This window comes from Variovorax sp. JS1663 (genome assembly GCF_002157355.1).
In the GTDB taxonomy this organism is placed as follows: domain Bacteria; phylum Pseudomonadota; class Gammaproteobacteria; order Burkholderiales; family Burkholderiaceae_C; genus Variovorax.
Genome location: NZ_LYMK01000046.1, coordinates 35083 through 53884 on the forward strand (window position 1 = coordinate 35083; position 18802 = coordinate 53884).

Sequence of the window (18802 nt, forward strand, 5' to 3'; positions counted from 1 at the left end):
CGAGCATGTTCGCCAACTGCCAGATCATGGGCACCGACATGGGCTTTCCCGACGTCTGCATGACGCCGGCCGCGCCTTCCCCCATTCCAGTGCCCTATCCCAACATCGCCATGGGGCCGATGGCCATTCCCAACTGTCCCAACATCCTCGTGATGGGCGGGCCGGCGCACAACCTGGGCACCACCATCCCGATGACCAACGGCGACAACGCCGGCGTGCTGCTGGGCGTGGCCTCGGGCACGGTGATGGGGCCGAGCCGCCACCTGACCGGCGCCTTCACCGTGCTGCTGCAGGGCATGCCGGCGACGCGGCTGACCAGCAGCTCGCTGCAGAACAGCACCAACTGCCCGGGCGTGCGCACGGTGCCGAGCCAGACGCTGCTGGTGCTGCTGGCGCCATGAGCTTGATGTCAGGGCTTGCGCATGTCCCATTCGCGCGCGACGTCGTCGCTGCTCTTGGCCGGGCGGAAGTAGCGCGCGGGGTTGCGCTTCCAGTCGGCGCGCAGCACGCGTTCGGCGAACTGCTGGATCTCGCCCAGCGACGCGTCCACCGGGCGCTCGCGCTCGCGTCCGTCGGTCGTCACCTCGCGCACCTGCCCGCCCTGGAACTGCACGCGCATCACCAACGGCTTGGCCACGGGGTAGTAGCAGCGCTGGCCGCTGTAGACGCCCGTGATCTGCTCCCCGGAGGCCAGCACGATGTCGTATTCGAGAAGGTTCGACTTGGCGTTGTTGCCCGGGCCGTAGCGGCAGCGCGCCACGACCTGGGAGATCTCCTGCAGCCATCGGCGCGCCTGCTCGCCCGCCTGCGGCAGCAGGCCAGGCCGCAGCGCTGGATCCATCGCGGCGATCTCGCGCGCGATCGCGCCGTTGATCAGTTCCACCAGCTTCGGGCTGGGTGTGTCGCCGGGCTGCTCGGGCGTGCGGCCGGTGCAGGCGGACAGATAGGCAGCGAGCGAAGCCAGGATCATGATGTGGACCTTGCCGTTCAGCATGGGAGATCGAAGCATGGCAGCCATTAGACGATCGATCGGGGGCCGTTCTCAAGCACGGCCCGGCATGCAGGGAGGTATTTCGTGATCCGCATCGCCGTCGTTTCGCTCCAGGGCGCGCCGGCGCCGCGCACGCTGGCCGCGCAGTTCGGCGCCGATGGTGGGACCATCGGGCGTGCGGCCACCAATGCGCTGGTGCTCGACGACCCCGAGCGCACCGTGTCGCGCGTGCATGCGCAGGTGCTGTGCCGCGATGGCCGCTTTTTCATCATCGATCGCGGCAGCAATCCGATGCTGTGCAACGGGCGCCCGCTGGGCGCGGGACAGGAGGCCGCGCTGTCGCAAGGCGACCGGCTGGTGATCGGCGGGTTCGAGCTTGCGGTGGAGATGGCGTCGTCGCAGCCGGTGGCGGCTGCGCAGGCGCCGGCACCGGTCCGTCCAGCCGCGGCGCTGCCGACCGACGACGATCCCTTCGCCGACCTGCTGGCCGGGCTCGGGCCGCCCGGGCCGGCTTCGTCGCCGGCCGCGCCTGCGCCATCGTCGGCCTCGGCCGGGCCCTTCGCCGATCCGCTCGGTGCCGGCGGCGGCGTTTCAGCATCGGCCGACGATCCTTTCGCGGATCTGCTGGGCCCCGCGCCTGCGCCTGCGCGCGCAGCGAGGGGCCCGGCGCCGGCGCAAGGCTTGCCGCTGGATGACTTCTCGGACCTCGGCCTCGCGCCGCCGTCGTCCCGGGCGCGCGGTATCGACGAGCTCTTCGGCACCGGTGCGGGCGGCGGCGGCGATCCGCTCGCGATGTCGCCGCTGGCCGATCCGCTGCACCAGCCCAACACCGCCTCGGCATCCGATCCGCTGGCGGCTTTCCAGAGCGTGCAGGCGCCGGCAGCGGCGCCGCGCGGCGACCACCTGCAGATCGGCCAGTTCGCCTATGCACCGCCGCGCGAGGCGGTGCCGCCGCCGGCTGCGCCGAAGTTCGACGACATGACGGGCGAGCCGTTGCGCGCTTCGACGGAGCCGCAGCGGGCTGCGCTGGCGGCGTCGGTGTCCGCGCCCGGGGCCGCGCCCGTGTCGGTCTCCGTGTCCGTGTCTGCGCCGGTCTCCGCACCTGCCCCTGGCCCGGCACCCGACGCGCTGCTCGCCGCCTTTCTGCGCGGCCTCGGCAGTACGCACCAGGCGCCGTCGCAGCTCACGCCGGAGCTCATGGAGCGCATCGGCGTGCTGCTGCGATCGTCCACGGAGGGCACGCTCCAATTGCTGCTGGCGCGCCAGACGCTCAAGCGCGAGGTGCGTGCCGAGGTCACGATGATCGCGGCCCAGGCCAACAACCCGCTCAAGTTCTCGCCGACGGCGGAGGTGGCGCTCGCGCATCTGCTCGGCCCCGGCATGCGCGGCTTCATGCCGGCCGAGGCGGCCATGCGCGACGCCTTCGACGACCTGCGCGCACACGAGTTCGGCGTCATGGTCGGCATGCGCGCGGCGCTGGCGCACGTGATCGAGCGCTTCGCGCCTGCGGAACTTGAAAAGAAGATCGCGGCCAGGTCGGCGCTCGACAGCCTGTTCGCGGCCAACCGCAAGGCCAAGCTGTGGGATCAGTTCACTGCGCTGTACGCCGGCATCGCCAGCGAAGCGGAGGACGACTTCCATGCGCTGTTCGGCAAGGCCTTCCTGCAGGCCTACGAAGAGCAGATGCAGCGGCTGAAGTCCGGAAACTGACCGGCCTGCAACAACGGGGGAGAGGAACGTGGAAATAGAGATCGTCACCTTGTCCAGGCAGGGCGGCCGCAGTTACAACGAAGATGTCTTCGGGCAATGGAACGACGGCCATTTCGTCGCCTGCCTGGTGGCCGACGGCGCTGGCGGGCACGGCGGCGGCGACGTGGCCGCGGCCATCGTCCGCAGCAGCCTGCTGGAGGGATTCGCGGCCCAGCCCGGGCTCGACGCCGGGCTGCTGCGCGGGTTGATGGAGCGCGCCAATCGCGCGATCGTGGCGCGCCAGGCCGAGGGCGGCAAGCTGGCGGCCATGCGCTCGACGGCGGTGCTGGCGGCGATCGATCTGCACGCGCACCGGATCGCATGGGTCCACAGCGGCGACAGCCGTGCCTACCTGTTCCGCGGCGGCGCACTGGTGACGCGCACCGTCGACCACAGCCTGGTCCAGCAGATGGTGGCCGGCGGCATGCTGGACGAGGAGGGGGCGCGGGTCCATCCGCAGCGCAACATGCTCCTGTCGGCCCTGGGTTCCGAGCAGGAGCCTCCGGAGATCACGGTCTCGGCGCCCATGCCGCTGGCGGTGGGCGACGTGTTGCTGCTGTGCAGCGACGGCATCTGGGAGCCGCTGGGCGACGAGGTCCTGCGGGAGACGCTGCAGGCGTCGCAGAGCCCCAGCCAGTGGGTCGAGCAGCTCGACGCGCAGGTCAAGGCCCGCGCCAAGCCGGGTCACGACAACTACACGGCGCTGGCGCTGTGGGCGCGCGAGGAAGACGAAACGACGCGGCCGATGCCCTGAAGAAAAAAGCGCCGACGACCTCCAAAGTCGTCGGCGCTCCGAAACCTGCTTTGCCAAGCGCAGCGAAGGCCGCTGGTGTCGCCCCCTTGAGGGGGGGAGGCGGCTACACGAAGTAAGCAGGCAACGGGGGTGGGTTACCCATACGCGACGTTTTCCGCGATGTTCCACGCGGCGGTCTTCACCCCTTCGCCGCCGCCCTTTTTCGTCTGCGGGTCGTACTCGAACTTCACCTTGGCGAAGTTGAGCGTGACGTTCTCGGTCAGGCGGTCCTCGCCGCCGCTGCCGCCGGTGCTGATGCTGGTCACGATCAGGTCTTCCATCGTGATCTTGATGTACTCCAGCGGATCGTCGCCGGCCTTGCGGACCACCAGCGTGGCCTTGTCGTAGTGGGTGCCCTTGCAGCAGGCCAGCAGCAGCGCGTGCGAGGCCGAGTCCACGTACTTGGTGAAGGACAGGTCCTGGACGTTCACCTTGCCGGCGCCGCCGCCTTGGCCGATGTGCGTGGTGCCGCTCTGCGACGCGCCCCAGCTCCAGGCCAGGACGTCGATGTCTTTCTTGTGCTTGGAATCGACCGACTCGCCGTCGACGGCACCGATCTTGATGAACATGTCTACTGCCATGATGAACACCTTTCAGTTGGGGGTGGGTGAAGGATCCGGTGCTTGCCCGCCAACCTGCGGGGAAGCTGCCTGGAGAACGATGACGGGTCTCTGTTTTTCAACAGCCTCGGCGTGACTTATTTCTTGCCGGAAGGCAGTTTCGAGACCAGTCGCAGGGACACGGTGAGCCCTTCCAGCTGGTAGTGGGGGCGCAGGAAGAACTTGGAGCTGTAGTAGCCCGGGTTGCCTTCCACCTCCTCGACCACCACTTCGGCCGCGGCCAGCGGCTTGCGCGCCTTGGTCTCTTCCGACGAGGTGGAGGGGTCGCCGTCGACGTAGTTGGTGATCCACTTGTTCAGCCAGCGCTCCATGTCGTCCTTTTCCTTGAAGCTGCCGATCTTGTCGCGCACGATGCACTTGAGGTAATGCGCGAAGCGGTTGCAGGCGAACAGGTAGGGCAGGCGGGCCGCCAGGTTGGCGTTGGCGGTGGCGTCCGGATCGTCGTACTCGGCCGGCTTGTGCAGCGACTGCGCCCCGATGAAGGCGGCGAAGTCGGAGTTCTTGCGGTGGATGAGCGAGAGCAAGCCCGCCTTGGACAGCTCGGCCTCGCGCCGGTCGCTGATCGCGATCTCCGTCGGGCACTTCTGGTCGACGCCGCCGTCGTCGCTCGGGAAGGTGTGCAGCGGCAGGTTTTCGACCGCGCCGCCCGATTCGATGCCGCGGATGCGCGAGCCCCAGCCGTACAGCTTGTAGGAGCGATTGATGTTGGTGGCCATCGCATACGCGGCATTGGCCCATGCGTACTTGCTGTGGTCGGCGCCGGAGACGTCTTCCTCGAAGTCGAATTCCTCCACCGGGTTGGTCTTGGCGCCGTAGGGCGTGCGGGCCAGGAAGCGCGGCATGCACAGGCCGATGTACTTCGAGTCGTCGGACTCGCGCAGGCTGCGCCAGCCGGCGTATTCGGGCGTGGAGAAGATCTTGGTCAGGTCGCGCGGGTTGGCGAGCTCCTGCCACGACTCCATCTGCATCAGGTTCGAGCTGGCGCCGGTGATGAAGGGGGCGTGTGCCGAGGCGGCGATCTTGGCCATCTCCCCGAGCAGCTCCACGTCGGGTGGGCTCTGGTCGAAGTGGTAGTCGCCCACGATGGCGCCGAAGGGCTCGCCGCCGAACTGGCCGTATTCCTGCTCGTAGACCTTCTTGAACATCGGGCTCTGGTCCCAGGCCGCGCCCTTGAACTTCTTCAGCGTCTTGTGCAGCTCCTTCTTGGAGACGTCCATCACGCGGATCTTGAGGTTCTCGTCCGTCTCGGTGTTGTTCACCATGTAGTGCAGGCCGCGCCAGGCGCTCTCCAGCTGCTGGAACTCGGCGTTGTGCAGGATCTTGTTGACCTGCTCGGTGAGCTTGCGGTCGATCGCGGCGATCATCGCCTGGATCGACTGGGTCACGTCCTTGCCGATGACCTGGGTGTTGGCCAGCGCCTGCTGCGCCAGCGTGAGAACCGCCGCTTCGACGGCGCTCTTGGCTTCGTCGCTGCGGGGTTTGAACTCCTTCTGCAGGAGCGATGCGAAGTCGCTTCCTTCGTAGGCGACGTCCTTCAGTGCGCTCTGCTGGTCGAGTGCTTCGGTGGCCATGGTGCTATCTCCTCGTGTTCGGATGGGGCAGGCTTCAGGCGGCCGGCGCGTTGCCTTCCTCGGCCGGCTTGGCGCTGGCGGCGAGGGTCTTCAGCAGCTCGGGGTTGTCGAGCACCTTGGCCAGCAGTTCCTCGGCGCCGCCCTTGCCGTCCATGTAGGTCACCAGGTTCGAGAGCTGGTTGCGCGCCTCCAGCAGCTTGTTGAGCGCGTCGACCTTGCGGGCCACGGCGGCGGGCGAGAAGTCGTCCATGTTCTCGAAGGTGATGTCGACCTTGAGTTCGCCCTCGCCGGTGAGCGTGTTGGGCACCGAGAAAGCGGCGCGGGGCTTCATGGCCTTCATGCGCGAATCGAAGTTGTCGACGTCGAACTCCAGGAACTTGCGGTCGGCCACCGGCGCCAGCGGATCGGCCGGCTTGCCCGAGAGGTCGGCCAGCACGCCCATCACGAAAGGCAGCTGCACCTTCTTCTCCGCGCCGTACAGCTCCACGTCGTATTCGATCTGGACCCGTGGCGCCCGATTGCGGGCAATGAACTTCTGGCTGCTCTTGGACATGAAAGAACTCCTTGCGGGGTGGAATGTCGATGGATGCGGGCGTGCGGCGGGATCGGCAGAGGCCTCACTCGCTGGACGCCTGCCTGCCGGTCACGGTCTCGATGGTGTCGAGCGCGTTCGGTGCGAGGTCGGCCATGATCTCGAGGAAGCTCACGCCGATCAGCTTCTTGGCGCGCGCGATCAGGAGAGGCGCCGGGTTGCCGGGCTCGGATTGCTCCAGGTAGCGGATCACGCGGTCCAGCGTCTGCAGCACGTCCTGCCGGCTGCGCAGCTCGCCGGGAGCGGCCGCGCGCGCAGGTGCGCCGCCGGGGGCTGCGCCGTCGGCGCCTTCCGATTCCCCGGCCAGGTCCCCGGCGGGATCGGGGGCACCGACGACCGCCGCGCAGGCCTTTTGGACGATCTGGCCGACGCTGCGCAGGCGCGACAGGTCGACGCCATTGATGCGCCCGCTGCGCTCGTCGAGCAGCCGCTGCAGGGCGGCGACCCGGTCCGGCACCTCCATGGCGGCCCGGAGCAGTTCGGGGTTCTCGGCATGGATCGCCTCGAGGCCGCCCTGGATCTGGGACAAGGACAACGTCGCCTCGCCGCCCAGCGGCGCCATCGCGTTGTAGGCGATGGCGATGTCGCGCACCCGGATCGGCCCGATGCCGCGTGCCACGCCCAGCGGCGCGTCGTGCAGGTCGCGCAGCACCATGCCTTCGTCGGCCAGCGGCGCGAGCGCGTTCAGGCGCATGGTCGGGTCGTTGTCGTCGTCGGCATCCAGCTTTGGATGTATGCCGTCCCAGTACTGGTCGAGCAGGCCTGACAGCAGGCGCAGGCCGAAAAGGAAGCCGTTCAGGCCCTGCATCCTCGTGCCGGCGCGCAGCAGCAGCACGGCGGCGCGTACGTCCTTGCTGCGGGTGAGCAGGGCCTGGGCCTGCTCGCTGACCTCGCGCCACTCGGGCTCGACGGCGGGAATGACGGTGTCGCCGAACTGCTGCTCGGCCTTGCCCTGCGCGGCCGTCTCCAGCGCGGTGAAGGCAGGGTCGTACTCCAGGTCATCGCCGCACGGCGAGGCCTCGCTGACGGGCGCTTGCAGTGCATCGACGAGTTCGGGTGTCAGCATGTGGCTGTTCGAATGGATAGGGGTCTGCCGGCGCGGGTGCATGACCTCTGCCCTCCGGCCGATTCATCTGTCGGCAGACGCTGGTGATAATCAAAGATGCCCTCAGACGGGTCAATGCAACGAAGGGAATAGCATGAGCAAGCCCGGTACACGCCGTTCGCCCTATGGACGCCTTCGCAACGCGGGGCGCCGTCGCTTGCTGTCGGGCCTAGGGCTGCTGGCCGCCGGCCTGCTGGCCGCCGGTTGCGCGAAGCCGCCGCCGCCTCCTCCGCCGCCCGTCACCACGCCGGTGGCCATGACGCTGGTGGCCGGCGCCGATGCCAACCCCGACGCCCGCGGCCGGGCCTCCCCGCTCACCGTGCGCGTCTATGCGCTCAAGACCAGCAGCGCCTTCGAGTCGGCCGACTTCTTCTCGCTCTTCGAGAAGGACCAGGCCACGCTGGGCGCGGAGATGGCGCAGCGCGAGGAAGTGCTGTTGCGGCCCGGCGACAGCAAGAAGCTGGAGATGGTGCTGGCCGCCGACATCAAGGCGATCGGCGTGATGGCCGCCTACCGCGACCTCGAGCGCGCGCGCTGGCGCGAGGTGAAGCCGGTGGAGCCGGGGAAGCCCCTGGTGCTGACCACGAGTTTCGGCGCTCGGCAGATCCGAATCGAAACCAAATAACCACGCGCCTCATCGTGCGAGGGGCTGGTCGGCCGGCAGGAAGCGCCGGAACAGGTCCTGGATGAACGCGGCCTCATCCTCCAGCGCCGGTGCCGCCACCAGGTAGAGGCCGCGCCAGCGCGCGTGCGCATGGCCCCCCGAAGGCCCGAAGAGATGCTGCGCGGTGATGCGAAGACCGGGCTGCAGCGTGCGCAACTGCTCGATGAAGACATGGATCGCCTGGCGACGCGCCGGCTCGGGCTCGCCGCGCAGCAGGCCCATGCGCAGGGCGTGCAGCCGCTGGATCAGCGGCTCGAATAGCATGTCGGACCGGCCTGCTGCCGCGATGCCGTCCGGCAGGCGATGGCCCAGGGCCTGGGCGCGCACCGGGGCAGGGAGGGCAGCGCGCAGCACCGCATAGCCCGGCAGCCGTTCCAGGCCTGTGACCAGCAGGTAGATGGGCAGGTGCAGCCGCAGCAGTTCGGCGGCTTCGTCGATGCGCTGCCGCAGGCGCTGGGCATCGGCGGCCAGGCGCTGGCCGTCGCCCAGCAGGGCCGCCGCGCTCATGCAGACCACGATGCCGTTGAGCGGCAGGCGCTCGCGCTGGTCGGCCAGGGCCAGGAGGGCGTGCAGCCAGAGGCCGCGCGATTGCGGCGTGGCCGGCTCGCGCATGGCGGCGGGGCCGGCCTCGATCGCCACCATCGCCGGCAGCAGGTGCCAGCGCCAGAATGCGGGTTCTGCGCCCGCGTCCGGTGCCGGTGCCGGTGCGGGCGCTGCATCGCGCCGGGCGGCCGCCAGCAAGGCGGGCAGCCCGGCGTCCTCGCCGCCGATGAACAGCAGCCAGGGCAGGTCGTAGAGCGGCTGGTTCAGGCCGCGCAGGGCCGAGCTGCGCAGCAGCGTTTCGCGCATCTGCAGGGCCGCGGCCTGGGTGGCGGCGACAGCGCCCTGAAGCGCCGCGTCCGCTGGCAGCTCCAGCGCTTCGATGCGCCGCCGCAGCATGCGCCGCCGCGCCGAGTGCCGCGCACCCAGCATGAACCACCACAGCGCCAGCAGGCTTGCCATGCACAGCGCAAGCAGCAAGCCGTATTGGGTGGGCAGCGGGTGCGGCGTGTTCATGGCGGCCGCCGTCGGATGCGGCTCATCGGGCGACGGTTTCGAGGAACATGAAGTCGGCGATCGGCCGCCCCGCGGCCTCGTTGAGCGCCAGCCCCTCGCGCAGGCGCTGCAGGTAGGCCGAGGCGAGCTCGAAGGGCGGCGCGCCGGCGGTGTCCTGCAGCGGAACGGTCGAAGACAGGGCTGTGATCAGCACCGTGCCGAAGGGCGGACTCACCAGCCAGCTCGAGGGGATGTCGTGGCCCAGCTCGACGGCCTCGCCCGGCCGCAGGCGCGACAGGCCTCGGCTCGCGTCAAGGTGCATGACGGCACCGTCGGCCGTGTAGTAGTCGACCCGGAGATGGCCCTCCTGATCGGCATGGGTGACGCGCACCAGCACCGGATCACCCTCGCGCAGCCGGTGCTCGTGCGCGCTCGGCACCCGCACCTTGAGCGGCTGCCGCAGCGCCTGGTTGCGTGCCTGGTAGGGCTTGAGGATGGCCACCACTTCGCAATGCGGCCAGATGCGCAGGCGCAGATCGAAGCTGGCCGCCTCTGCGCCCGGCACGGCGCGCACCTCGCGTTCCACGCGGGCGATGTCCTCTGGCACCGGGACGAAGCCGCTGATGCGCAGCGTGCCGTTGCGCTCCGGCGAGGCGGCCAGGTCCGCGCAGGCGAAGGCCTGCAACTGCTGCTCGACCCGCTGCGCCAGCGTGGGGGACGGCTCGCGCGGGCCGCCCAGCATGGTCCAGAGCAGGTAAGCGAGGGGGATCAGCAGCGCCAAGGCGCCGGCGGCACGCATCAGCGCGCGCTCGCGGCGTTCCGGCACGCGCGGGGCCGGGGGGTCGGGCGTGCCATAGGGCTGGGGCGTGATGCGCTCCTCGGCCAGGGTCTGGAGCGCCAGCGGCACCACGGGCAGCTGGCGCCCATGCAGGTCCTTCAGCTTGCCGAGCTCGCCGCCGTCGCCGTTTTCGAAGTAGTACTGGCCCTTGAAGCCGTGTGCCAGCGCGTGCCAGTAGATCTCGCGCACCTCGCCTTCGTCCGGCTGCAGGGCCGACAGGTGGTGGAAGAACTCGCTGTGCGCGTTGTTGGAGTTGAAGAGCTGCGCCTGCAGCGGCGCCGCGCCGCTGCCGCTCCAGCCTGGATGGCGCGCGATCAGCTCGTCGAGCCACGCGACCATGGCGAAGGCGGCCGATTCGATGTGCGCGTCCGTGCTGCCGGCATCCCGTGCCGCGGTGCGCGCCTGCTCGAGCAGTTGACGCGCGCGGTTCTGCACCGCATCGGGCGCCGGCACGGCGCGGCCGGCGGCGATGGCCGCTTCCAGTTCGAGGCCGAACGAAAACAACGCACTGAAGCAGTCGAACAGCCGAGCCATGAAGCGCTCGCGCTATTCTTCGACGACGGGAGCTTTGGGCCTGCAGCGTTTGCACATGCCGATGTCCCCGTGGGTTGTGCGTTGAAGGTTGGATTCATTCTTTCAACGCACCTGGGGCCTCGCCATACCGCTTGGGGACTATGTCGTTCGGGCGGCCGGCGAGCCTTGCTGCGCGTGGCGATCGAAGTTATCTTTGGTGGTACTTTGAGCGTCACGCTTCACTACGACTAATTCTTTGGGGCCCGCCATGAAAATTCTGATCGCCGACGACCACCGGCTCGTCATCGAGGCGGTCAAGGCCAAGCTGTCGGAGATCGAGCCAGGCATCGAGTTCGTCCTGGCGATGAGCGTCGACGAGCTGCTGGCCGGCGCGTCCGATGACATCGACCTGGCCGTGATCGACCTCAACATGCCCGGCGCCGAGGGCCAGGCCCACGTGGAGGAGATCCGCCGTCGCCATCCGGCCGTGCCCGTGATCGTGCTCTCCGGCTACGAGGACCCGGCCATCATGCGTGCGGCGCTGGAGCGCGGCGTGCTGGGCTTCATTCCCAAGGCCTACTCGCCCGAGGTGATGCTGTCGGCCGTGCGCCTGGTGCTGGCCGGCGGCGTCTACGTGCCGCCCATGTTGCTATCCGCCGTGCCGCCGGGCGTGACGGCCGGCGTGCCTGCAGGGGCCGGTGAGGCGGCGCAGCGTGCCTCCTCCGCGGCCACCGCCCAGACGCTCGAGCACCTGCGCACCGTGCTGACCGAGCGCCAGGTGGAGGTGCTGCAACTGCTGTCACAAGGCAAGCCCAACAAGCTGATCGGGCGTGCGCTCGGCATCAGCGAGGGCACGGTGAAGATTCATCTCGCGGCCATCTTCCGCGCGCTCAACGTGCGCAACCGCACCGAGGCGGTGGTGGCAGCCCAGTCGCTCACCGAGGCCTGAGTTTCCCGCGCCAGGCGGGTGCCTCGCTCGGAGGGCGCAGGGTATGAGCTGATCTCGTCGGCCGGCCTACTGCGCCGGGTGGAATGTGCGTCGTGAGTGCGGTTCTCGCGGCGTGACAATTCATCAGGTTATGAATCATCACGATTTCTGCCGCGCGGATCGTCGAAGGGCCTGCCGGTAGCGCCTATGCGGCCCACGCTGCGCGCCTTTGCGAAGGTGCGTGGTGCTTCTCGCCGCGAGACTGTGAACCAGGTCAGGATCTCGCCGTTGACTCGGATTAATCCTGATCAATTGTCGCGGGTCCGTCGTACGCCTTGTGCCGCTCGGCACCATAGCAAGCATTAAGTCTTACCACTGTGCAAGGCGATCGAGGAGTCCCGTGTCACGGCCTTCCCCGGCGCCCATGCCAACCATCGGAGCTCCATGACATGCCAGCCGGAGAAAGCCTGATTCGACGTGTGGTCGTGATCGACCCTGTACTTCGTACCCGCGAGCACATGCGTCGCGCCGTCCGCGCGCTTGGCTATGCACCGCTGGTCTTCAACGATCTGGAGGAACTGCTTCCGCTGCGCGAAGGCCTGCTGCGTTGTGCGGCCGTGTGCCTTGGCCTTCCGCACTACCCGGCCGAGGTGCAGGCCTGGGTGCGTGCCGCCAGGAGCGTGGTGGCGGCCGGCGCGCCGATGCTCTTTCTCACGCGGGAGAATCCATTGAAGGCCCCCGGCGCCCTGCGCTGCGCCGAGGGCGATCTGGTGCTCGCCGCGCCGACTTGCTTTGCGGACGTGCACAACGGGCTGAAGTCGTTCCTGACGCAGCATTCGATGGCCCCCGCCATCACGGGCCTGACATGGGGGGCCTACCGTTTCGTGCCGGCGAGGGAGTCGGTTGTGTTCGACGACATCGAGGTCCACCTGCGGCCGGTGGACTTCGAACTCGCGCTCGAGTTCTTCCACAACACCAACCGCGTGCTGTCGCGCGACTGGCTGCGCACCATGGCCTCGGGCCTCATCCCCGATGCCGGCGGCCGCTGGCTGGATGCCTCCGTGGCACGCCTTCGCACCCATCTCGGATTGGCCACCTTCGAGGGCTGCGAATGGCAGCTCAGCAGCATCCGCTATGGAGGCTTCAAGCTCAGCCGCCACCATGGCAGGAAGACCGCAAAGCCTGTCGTGATACCGGATGGCATCGAGCAGTGCGAGGCTTCCTCGGCCCTCAGCGGCTGAGTCGCGGCGCCGCGGCGCTCGTGCCTTCCACTGCCGCCGTTTCCCCGCCAGGCGGTTCGAACTGCGTGTCTTCCGGGCTGAGGGGCAGGCCGATCAGGAAGGTCGTCCCCGCGCCCGGTGCGCTCACCACGTCGAGCCAGCCGCCGTGGCGCGCGATTACCTTGCGCACGATCATCAGGCCCAGGCCCCAGCCATGGCCTGCTTCTGCATCCGCGCCAGGCGTCGACTTGCGTCCCCCTTCGTGGGTCATCAACTCCTCGATCTGGCTTGCATCCATCCCGCTGCCCTCGTCCTGTACCGAGATCACGACCTCACCATGGGCCAAGGCGGACTGGGAATCCGTCTCCACGCAGACATAGATGGTGTCCCCGGGCTGGCTGTAGCGGATCGCGTTGTTCAGCAGGTTCACCAACCCGCGCGTCAGCAATGACGCGTCCGCCCAGAGCGCACCCTCCGCTGCGCCCAGCCGCGGTTCGACGGTCAGGCCGCGTGCGTGGGCCGCGGACCAGATCGCGTCAATGGCATCGAGCACCACCGAGCCCGCAAGGGTTGGCGCGAAGCGATACACCTTCGACTCCGCTTCCAGCATGTCCATGAAGCTTTCCGCCAACTGGATGGTGCGGCGTGCCTCGCGGCCGATACCGTCGATCATGTGCTGCACGTCGCCATCGGAGGCGCCGTCGACGTGGAGCGCGAGCAGGCTGAGAATCGACACCTGCGGGCTGCGCACGTCATGCGAGAGAAAGCTGAACCATTGCTCGCGCTCGCGCTGCGCCTGACGCTCCGCGGTGATGTCGTTGAGCACCACCACCCAGGCACGCGAGGACGCGCTCTGCGTGTTGGATTCGTCCAGCAAGGCTGCGCGCAGCGTGAAGATGCTGCCCTGTTCGGTGGTGTATTCACGGACCATCGCCTCGTCCCAGATTGTTTGCACCCGCCCCTGCACCATGCGCGGGTCCTCTATCTCCGCCTTCCGCAGGCCGGCGATCAGCTGGGGCAAGTCCGCGCCCTGGAGCCGGTCGGCACCATCGTCCGGCCGCTGCATCGCGCCCGCCGAGGACAGCGAAGGCTGAGGCGCCAGGAGCTGCTGGGCCGCTGCATTGCTCTGGCTGACCACGCCGTCGGGACGGCAGATCAGCACCGGTACCGGCAAGGACCACATGCCCTGGGTCAACAGCGCCTGGAGCCGTGTCAGCCGTTCGATCGCCAGATCCAGCGTGTTGGTCCGGCGTTCCACCGAGTCCAGCGCGACCGGTTGCAAGGGAAGCGGCGGTTCGAAGGCGCCCGCCGGCACCGCATTGAGCCGCTCCGCGCGCTCGCGGAAGAACAACAGCAGCTCGCTCATGCGGCGCCAGCTCCACAGGACGTAGGCCGCCGCTACACCGCACAGCGGCGAAGCGAGCGGCAGCGCGATGCGCCCCTGCACCAGTGCGAGATAGTTCAATCCGATGCACAGTGCCGCCACCGACAATGTCCATGCCGCCGAATGGCTCGCGTTCAGCAGGAACAGCAGCAGCGCGATCCAGATCGGGACCGAGATCCACAACACCCGCCGCCAGTCCACTGGCACCTCGATGGCCTGGTCATGCAGCAGGGAGTCGATCGCATTGGCATGCACTTCCACCCCCGGCAGATTGGTTTGTGCGCCAATGCCCGCTACCGGAACCGTGTCGCCCAGTGCCGCATCGGCCAGCGCCCCCACCAGCACCAGCTTGCCGCGCACCAGTTCGTCGTTGAAATCGCCGCGCAGCATGTCCAGGTACGACACCGTGGGATAGCTGCCCGCCGCGCCCGCGAAGTCGATCCCGAAGCGTCCGAGCCGCACCCAGCCCTCGCTCGCCTCCTCTCCCAGCTGGGAGGCGGCTACCGGCGCCCCCGGCTTGCCGGCGATGACCAGGCCCAGGTAAGGCCATGCCTCCTGCGCCGGGCCCTCCCAGCGCCAGAGGCCTCGCACCAACCCGTCGGCATCCGGCGTCGCATTGGCATGGCCCACACCGTGCGCCGCCTTGGCCAGCACAGGAATCGGCGGCCTGAACGAGGACGTCCTGCCCGACCCCGTCACGTAGTCCAGCGGAAGGTACACCGGCACCTTTGCCATTGCCGCGGCCAGCGCCTGATCCTGCGTGGGGTCGGAAGATGGCGTGCTGAGGAAGAGATCCAGCAGCACCGCTTTCGGCGCACGCCTGGCCAGCTGCTCGAGCAACAGCGCATGGATCGACCGTGGAACCGGCCAGGGACCCAGCATCTCCAGTGTTCGCTTGTCGATGCCAACGATCAGGATGTCGCCCGACGGCCGCTGCGCGCTGTCGAACAGCATCCGGTCATAGATGGCCGCGTTGGCCTCCACCAGTCCGGGGCGTCCATCCAGCCAGACGATGGCAGACGGCAGCAGCAGCAACATCAACATCCATTCGGCCAGATATCGACGGTGCAATCGCTGCATGAGTCCACCCGCGAGGACTCCCCGGCTCAAGGGGGAGGTACTTCGAAGCTGCCCCCCCATTCGGATGACAACACCGACTCTCCCTCTGCTTGCTCGCGGCTTCGCCAGTAGTAGCGTCCAGGGCCTTCGAGAGGACCGACCGACACGCCGCTTGCATAGGCCCCTGACGTCACCACCAGCGGCGACGCAAAGTCCGGCGTTTTCGCGAGCTCAAACACAGTATGGCCTTGCCCTTGACGCGTTGTCCAGCGTATATCCCACAGGCCACCGCCGGCCGCCCGCGCCTCGCTGGTCGTCGGCGCCTGCGGCGGCGCCACGAAGGTCACGCCCTCACTCGACCGGCCCTCGACCCCCTGCGCGTCGATGGCGGAGATTCGCGTGTGATAGAAGCCCGTCCCCAACGGTTCCGGCAGTGTCTGCAGCGCGAAATACGGGCGCTGCGCGCGCAACTCCGCCGCCAGCTGCAGGAAGCCCGAGTCGTTCGCCAATTGCAGCCGGTACGCGGCCGCACCGGCCACCGCCTGCGCCTCCACCGTGCTTCTATCGTGCGGCGCGCGCAGTACTGGGGGTGGCAGCAGGCCTCGCACTTCCAGCGCGCCATCTCCGGCGCCCAGCGGAATGCCTTCGAACTCACCGACGTCCACGCTGCGCCGGCCCCCATCGAGCTCCGTCGCCCGTACGAGGCCCTCCAGCACTTCCAGCGCCTCGGCACCACCTTCGGCACGGGCACGAAAATGCGTCCCCTTCACGCCGAGGGAGAAGCTGCGCGTGCGGATCTCGAATTCACGCTCCCGTTGCTTCTCTACATAGGACTCGATGCTCCCGCTGCGCAACGTCAGCCGCGTCTGCTGCCCATCCGCCTCCATCAGCTGCGCCGAGCTGTTCGAGGGCATCACCACTCGGCTGCCATCCGCGAAGCCCACGGTCACGAAGCCGTCGCGCCCGGTGCTCAGCAGATCCCCTGGCTCGAGGGTGGTGCCCGCCGTCAGCGCCTGCTCCGGCCCGGGTGCACGCTGCATCGACACGCTGCCCGCCACATGCAGCACCGCAGCCCGGCTGCCCAGCTTCAGCCATTGGCCCACTTTCAGCCGCTCGGGCACCGGCACTGCGTTCTTCCGCTGGAGCTCCGGCCATTGCAGCGGCGAGTTCATGAACTTGTCGGACAGGCTCCACAGCGTGTCGCCAGGCCGTACCTGGTAGGCCCCCCCGGCTGGCGCCGGCGGAGCTTTGGCCTCCTGGCCCTGCGCGAATGCCGATGCAGCCAGTCCGACCAGGCTCAGTACTGCGGCCAGCCGTTGCCCGAAGGCCGGCCTAGCCATTTTCGTCACCGACCATGCCCCCGTCCTCGCTGCCCGGCATCGGCGTGCCTTCGTCTTCGTCCATCCCCTCGACCACCCGCTCCAGCCGATATCCGCGCCCGTACACCGTCTGCAGGCGCAGCCCGCTCGCGCTGTGCAGCCCCAGCTTGCTGCGCAGCCGGTAGATGTGGCTGTCCAGTGCGCGCGACGGCATCTCGGTGCCGTGCACTCCCAGCTTCTCGAGGAGGTAGGCGCGCGAGACCGGATGGCCCATGTGGCGGAACAGCGCCAGCGCGAGCCGGAACTCCCGGTCCGTGAGCGGGATGCGTGTCACCGCCCCGTCGTTCCCCTTGAAATGCACGGCGAGGTTCGCCTGGTCGAAGCGCCATTTGCCGAAGCGCTCCTGCTCGGCCGCAGCAGCGAGCATGGGTTTGCGCGCCAGCAGCCGCCGGATGCGCGCGCACAGCTCCATCGTGCGGAAGGGCTTCACCACGTAGTCGTCGGCCCCGATGCCCAGCGCGCCCGCGACGTCGCGCTCCGCGCTGCGCGAGCTCAGCATGATCACCGGCACGTCGCTCTTCTGGAAGCTGCGCAGCCAGTGCAGCAGTTCCACCCCGTCGAGATCGGGCACGTTCCAGTCGAGCACCAGTAGGTCGAAGGTTTCCTGCCGCAGCGACTTGCGCAGCGTCTCGCCCTTGTCGAAGGGTACGCAGGTCACGGTTTCGTCCCCCGTGTCCAGCCCCCGTTTGAGCGCGTGAACCAGGAAGCCCATCTGGGTCGGGTCGTCGTCGAGTACTGCGATGCGCATGATGTCTCGTCTCATGGGTGCAAGAAGATGGGCCTGCATTCTTCCCTTTTTTCAGGCCGGCAATCTCGTAAATTGTTGCGCCTTTGATTTCGGCGCCGCCAGTTTTCACGTTCCGCGCGGCTTCGTCGCCAGGCCGGTTTCGGGCTTTCTGGCCTCTTATTCCTCAATCTGATCAATTGTCGCGGTGGACTCGCCGGGGGTGGAGGGTCCGGCACGATCCAGCCCGCTCAAGGAGCAAGCGCGTTTGTCGCGGAGGGAGCGCGCCTGCTGCTATCGAAGGGAGTGTCCCTTCCTCATCGCCACAAAAGGACATCGACAGCATGAATAAGTCATACCGCACCGTATGGAACGAGGCCCTTGGTGCATGGGTTGCCGCTTCGGAGATCACGAAGGCGAGGGGGAAGGGGAGCCGGTCGGCGAAGCTGGCTGTGGCGGCTGTCACGGTGTGTGTGGCGATGGGTGGCGTGCCTGACGCGTTTGCCCAGCAGCTCGGGAGTGGCCAGGCCGCCAACGATCTCAACTCGACAGCGATCTCACCTGACAAGTGCTTCGCGCCGGCGCGGGCTGGTCAATTCGCCGTTGCCGTGGGGTGCGACGTAAAGGCCAACATGGGTACCTCTTGGGTGGTGGATATCGGCCGCGGCCCGGAAGACGTTGTTGGCACGGGCAAGGCCAATTTTGCCTTTGGACTTGGAACTGCTGTGGCCACTGGGGCGGGGGCTACCAACATCGTGATTGGCAACAACGCTTCGGCGACGGCGTCGTCGACGCAGCCGCTCACCACCGGCGACCAGATCGCGATCGGGAGTAACGTGCGCGTCATAGGACAGGACTCGACTGCCCTTGGTTCGGACTTGAGGGTGTTTTCCGGCACCTCTATTGCCATTGGTAATAACAGTGGTGGCATCCTGGATGACAAGTCTGGCGGCTCGATCGCGATCGGTGTGAGTTCTTTGGTCAACAACAACTCGGACAACGCAGCCGTGTTCGGTTTCCGCGCAAAGATCAGCTTTGCCAAGTCCTCAACGGCGATTGGTTCTTCTGCGAGTGTTGTCGGGATCGACGACCTTAATAGTGCGGCCTTTGGCACGGCTGTTGGCTCGGGCGCCAGTGTCACCGCCCAAAATAGCACGGCTGTTGGCGCATTCTCCAGGGTCGACGTCCAAAATGGCACGGCGCTTGGGCTTGGGGCTAGCGTCACCACGGCCGACAGCGTGGCGCTGGGCGCGAATACGACGACCTCGGCGGCGGTGGCTACCGCGAACGGGACGATTGCCGGGGTCCCCTATACCTATGCGGGCGGTACGCCGGCAGGCGTTGTCAGCGTGGGCAACGCAACCGTACGGCGCCAGATCACCAACCTGGCTGCTGGCCAGGTGAGCAAGCTGAGCACCGATGGCATCAACGGCAGCCAGTTGTTTGCGGTCCAGGAGTACATCCAGGATGGGGTGATCAAGTATGACGTCAACGGCGGTGTGATCGACAACAAGAACGTCACGCTGGCCGGCACTGGCGGCACCAAGATCACCAACGTGGCGCCCGGCACCCTGAGCACCACCAGCACCGATGCGGTCAACGGCAGCCAGCTGGACGCCACCAACACCAACGTGACC

The 18802-nt window shown here is 68.0% G+C and carries 17 protein-coding genes; 7 read left to right on the top strand and 10 right to left on the bottom strand.

What is annotated here, in order from left to right:
- The first annotated feature begins 5 nt into the window (after window positions 1-5).
- On the top strand, window positions 6-401 hold the full coding sequence (locus tag A8M77_RS28325) for a DUF4150 domain-containing protein (protein ID WP_086924807.1): 396 nt from the start codon (window positions 6-8) through the stop codon (window positions 399-401).
- An 8-nt stretch (window positions 402-409) separates the two neighbouring features.
- Here the strand turns inward: A8M77_RS28325 and A8M77_RS28330 are convergent, their stop codons facing one another.
- Window positions 410-1009, bottom strand: coding sequence for a hypothetical protein (locus tag A8M77_RS28330; RefSeq protein ID WP_143694788.1), 600 nt, complete (start codon window positions 1007-1009; stop codon window positions 410-412).
- 66 nt (window positions 1010-1075) lie between these two features.
- On the opposite strand from A8M77_RS28330, the gene tagH reads away from it, so the two are divergent.
- Window positions 1076-2701, top strand: coding sequence for a type VI secretion system-associated FHA domain protein TagH (tagH, locus tag A8M77_RS28335; RefSeq protein ID WP_086924809.1), 1626 nt, complete (start codon window positions 1076-1078; stop codon window positions 2699-2701).
- Window positions 2702-2729: 28 nt separating this feature from the next.
- Window positions 2730-3494, top strand: coding sequence for a PP2C family protein-serine/threonine phosphatase (locus A8M77_RS28340; RefSeq protein ID WP_086924810.1), 765 nt, complete (start codon window positions 2730-2732; stop codon window positions 3492-3494).
- 134 nt (window positions 3495-3628) lie between these two features.
- On the opposite strand, the gene A8M77_RS28345 is transcribed toward A8M77_RS28340, so the two are convergent.
- The 4 genes from A8M77_RS28345 to tssA form a co-directional block, all read right to left on the bottom strand.
- On the bottom strand, window positions 3629-4114 hold the full coding sequence (locus A8M77_RS28345; protein ID WP_086924822.1) for an Hcp family type VI secretion system effector: 486 nt from the start codon (window positions 4112-4114) through the stop codon (window positions 3629-3631).
- 116 nt (window positions 4115-4230) lie between these two features.
- The gene (tssC, locus tag A8M77_RS28350; protein ID WP_086924811.1) at window positions 4231-5724 is read right to left on the bottom strand and encodes a type VI secretion system contractile sheath large subunit; all 1494 of its coding nucleotides are present in this window, start codon (window positions 5722-5724) and stop codon (window positions 4231-4233) included.
- A 34-nt stretch (window positions 5725-5758) separates the two neighbouring features.
- Window positions 5759-6277: a type VI secretion system contractile sheath small subunit gene (gene tssB / locus A8M77_RS28355; protein WP_086924812.1), complete on the bottom strand. Its 519-nt coding sequence runs from the start codon at window positions 6275-6277 to the stop codon at window positions 5759-5761.
- Window positions 6278-6341: 64 nt separating this feature from the next.
- The gene (tssA, locus tag A8M77_RS28360; protein ID WP_086924813.1) at window positions 6342-7382 is read right to left on the bottom strand and encodes a type VI secretion system protein TssA; all 1041 of its coding nucleotides are present in this window, start codon (window positions 7380-7382) and stop codon (window positions 6342-6344) included.
- A 133-nt stretch (window positions 7383-7515) separates the two neighbouring features.
- Here tssA and tssJ point away from each other — a divergent pair, with 133 nt between their 5' ends.
- Window positions 7516-8046 carry a type VI secretion system lipoprotein TssJ gene (gene tssJ / locus A8M77_RS28365; protein ID WP_086924814.1) on the top strand — a complete coding sequence of 177 codons (531 nt, stop codon included), beginning with the start codon at window positions 7516-7518 and terminating at the stop codon, window positions 8044-8046.
- 9 nt (window positions 8047-8055) lie between these two features.
- Here the strand turns inward: tssJ and A8M77_RS28370 are convergent, their stop codons facing one another.
- Together A8M77_RS28370 and A8M77_RS28375 are read right to left on the bottom strand one after the other, a co-directional pair.
- Complete coding sequence (locus tag A8M77_RS28370; RefSeq protein WP_086924815.1) at window positions 8056-9141, bottom strand: type VI secretion system protein; 1086 nt, start codon at window positions 9139-9141, stop codon at window positions 8056-8058.
- Window positions 9142-9163: 22 nt separating this feature from the next.
- Entirely contained in the window at window positions 9164-10492 is a 1329-nt protein-coding gene (locus A8M77_RS28375; protein WP_086924816.1) for a DotU family type IV/VI secretion system protein, read from the bottom strand.
- A 247-nt stretch (window positions 10493-10739) separates the two neighbouring features.
- Between A8M77_RS28375 and A8M77_RS28380 the strand changes: the two genes are divergently transcribed.
- Window positions 10740-11420, top strand: a complete 681-nt coding sequence (locus A8M77_RS28380; RefSeq protein ID WP_086924817.1) for a response regulator transcription factor — start codon at window positions 10740-10742, stop codon at window positions 11418-11420.
- Window positions 11421-11848: 428 nt separating this feature from the next.
- Window positions 11849-12640 (top strand): response regulator transcription factor, encoded by a 792-nt coding sequence (locus tag A8M77_RS28385; protein WP_143694789.1) that lies wholly within the window; start codon window positions 11849-11851, stop codon window positions 12638-12640.
- Here the strand turns inward: A8M77_RS28385 and A8M77_RS28390 are convergent.
- The 3 genes from A8M77_RS28390 to A8M77_RS28400 all read right to left on the bottom strand — a co-directional run bounded on the left by A8M77_RS28390 (window position 12630) and on the right by A8M77_RS28400 (window position 17189).
- Window positions 12630-15083, bottom strand: coding sequence for a CHASE2 domain-containing protein (locus A8M77_RS28390; RefSeq protein WP_158101015.1), 2454 nt, complete (start codon window positions 15081-15083; stop codon window positions 12630-12632). The genes A8M77_RS28385 and A8M77_RS28390 overlap by 11 nt on opposite strands.
- Window positions 15084-15109: 26 nt before the next feature.
- Window positions 15110-16234, bottom strand: coding sequence for a FecR domain-containing protein (locus tag A8M77_RS28395; RefSeq protein WP_238137006.1), 1125 nt, complete (start codon window positions 16232-16234; stop codon window positions 15110-15112).
- Between the two features lie 160 nt (window positions 16235-16394).
- On the bottom strand, window positions 16395-17189 hold the full coding sequence (locus A8M77_RS28400; protein ID WP_086924821.1) for a response regulator transcription factor: 795 nt from the start codon (window positions 17187-17189) through the stop codon (window positions 16395-16397).
- 320 nt (window positions 17190-17509) lie between these two features.
- Between A8M77_RS28400 and A8M77_RS35615 the strand changes: the two genes are divergently transcribed.
- A partial coding sequence (locus A8M77_RS35615) for an ESPR-type extended signal peptide-containing protein (protein ID WP_272947458.1) occupies window positions 17510-18802 on the top strand: 1293 nt, incomplete at its 3' end.

Coding starts and splice junctions, on each gene's coding strand:
- tssC (WP_086924811.1), bottom strand. CDS start 5,724: ATGGCCACCGAAGCACTCGACCAGCAGAGCGCACTGAAGGACGTCGCC.
- A8M77_RS28345 (WP_086924822.1), bottom strand. CDS start 4,114: ATGGCAGTAGACATGTTCATCAAGATCGGTGCCGTCGACGGCGAGTCG.
- A8M77_RS28380 (WP_086924817.1), top strand. CDS start 10,740: ATGAAAATTCTGATCGCCGACGACCACCGGCTCGTCATCGAGGCGGTC.
- tssB (WP_086924812.1), bottom strand. CDS start 6,277: ATGTCCAAGAGCAGCCAGAAGTTCATTGCCCGCAATCGGGCGCCACGG.
- A8M77_RS28375 (WP_086924816.1), bottom strand. CDS start 10,492: ATGGCTCGGCTGTTCGACTGCTTCAGTGCGTTGTTTTCGTTCGGCCTC.
- A8M77_RS28395 (WP_238137006.1), bottom strand. CDS start 16,234: ATGAACTCGCCGCTGCAATGGCCGGAGCTCCAGCGGAAGAACGCAGTG.
- A8M77_RS28330 (WP_143694788.1), bottom strand. CDS start 1,009: ATGCTTCGATCTCCCATGCTGAACGGCAAGGTCCACATCATGATCCTG.
- A8M77_RS28400 (WP_086924821.1), bottom strand. CDS start 17,189: ATGCGCATCGCAGTACTCGACGACGACCCGACCCAGATGGGCTTCCTG.
- A8M77_RS28325 (WP_086924807.1), top strand. CDS start 6: ATGTTCGCCAACTGCCAGATCATGGGCACCGACATGGGCTTTCCCGAC.
- tssJ (WP_086924814.1), top strand. CDS start 7,516: ATGAGCAAGCCCGGTACACGCCGTTCGCCCTATGGACGCCTTCGCAAC.
- A8M77_RS28370 (WP_086924815.1), bottom strand. CDS start 9,141: ATGAACACGCCGCACCCGCTGCCCACCCAATACGGCTTGCTGCTTGCG.
- A8M77_RS28390 (WP_158101015.1), bottom strand. CDS start 15,083: ATGCAGCGATTGCACCGTCGATATCTGGCCGAATGGATGTTGATGTTG.
- tssA (WP_086924813.1), bottom strand. CDS start 7,382: ATGCTGACACCCGAACTCGTCGATGCACTGCAAGCGCCCGTCAGCGAG.
- A8M77_RS28385 (WP_143694789.1), top strand. CDS start 11,849: ATGCCAGCCGGAGAAAGCCTGATTCGACGTGTGGTCGTGATCGACCCT.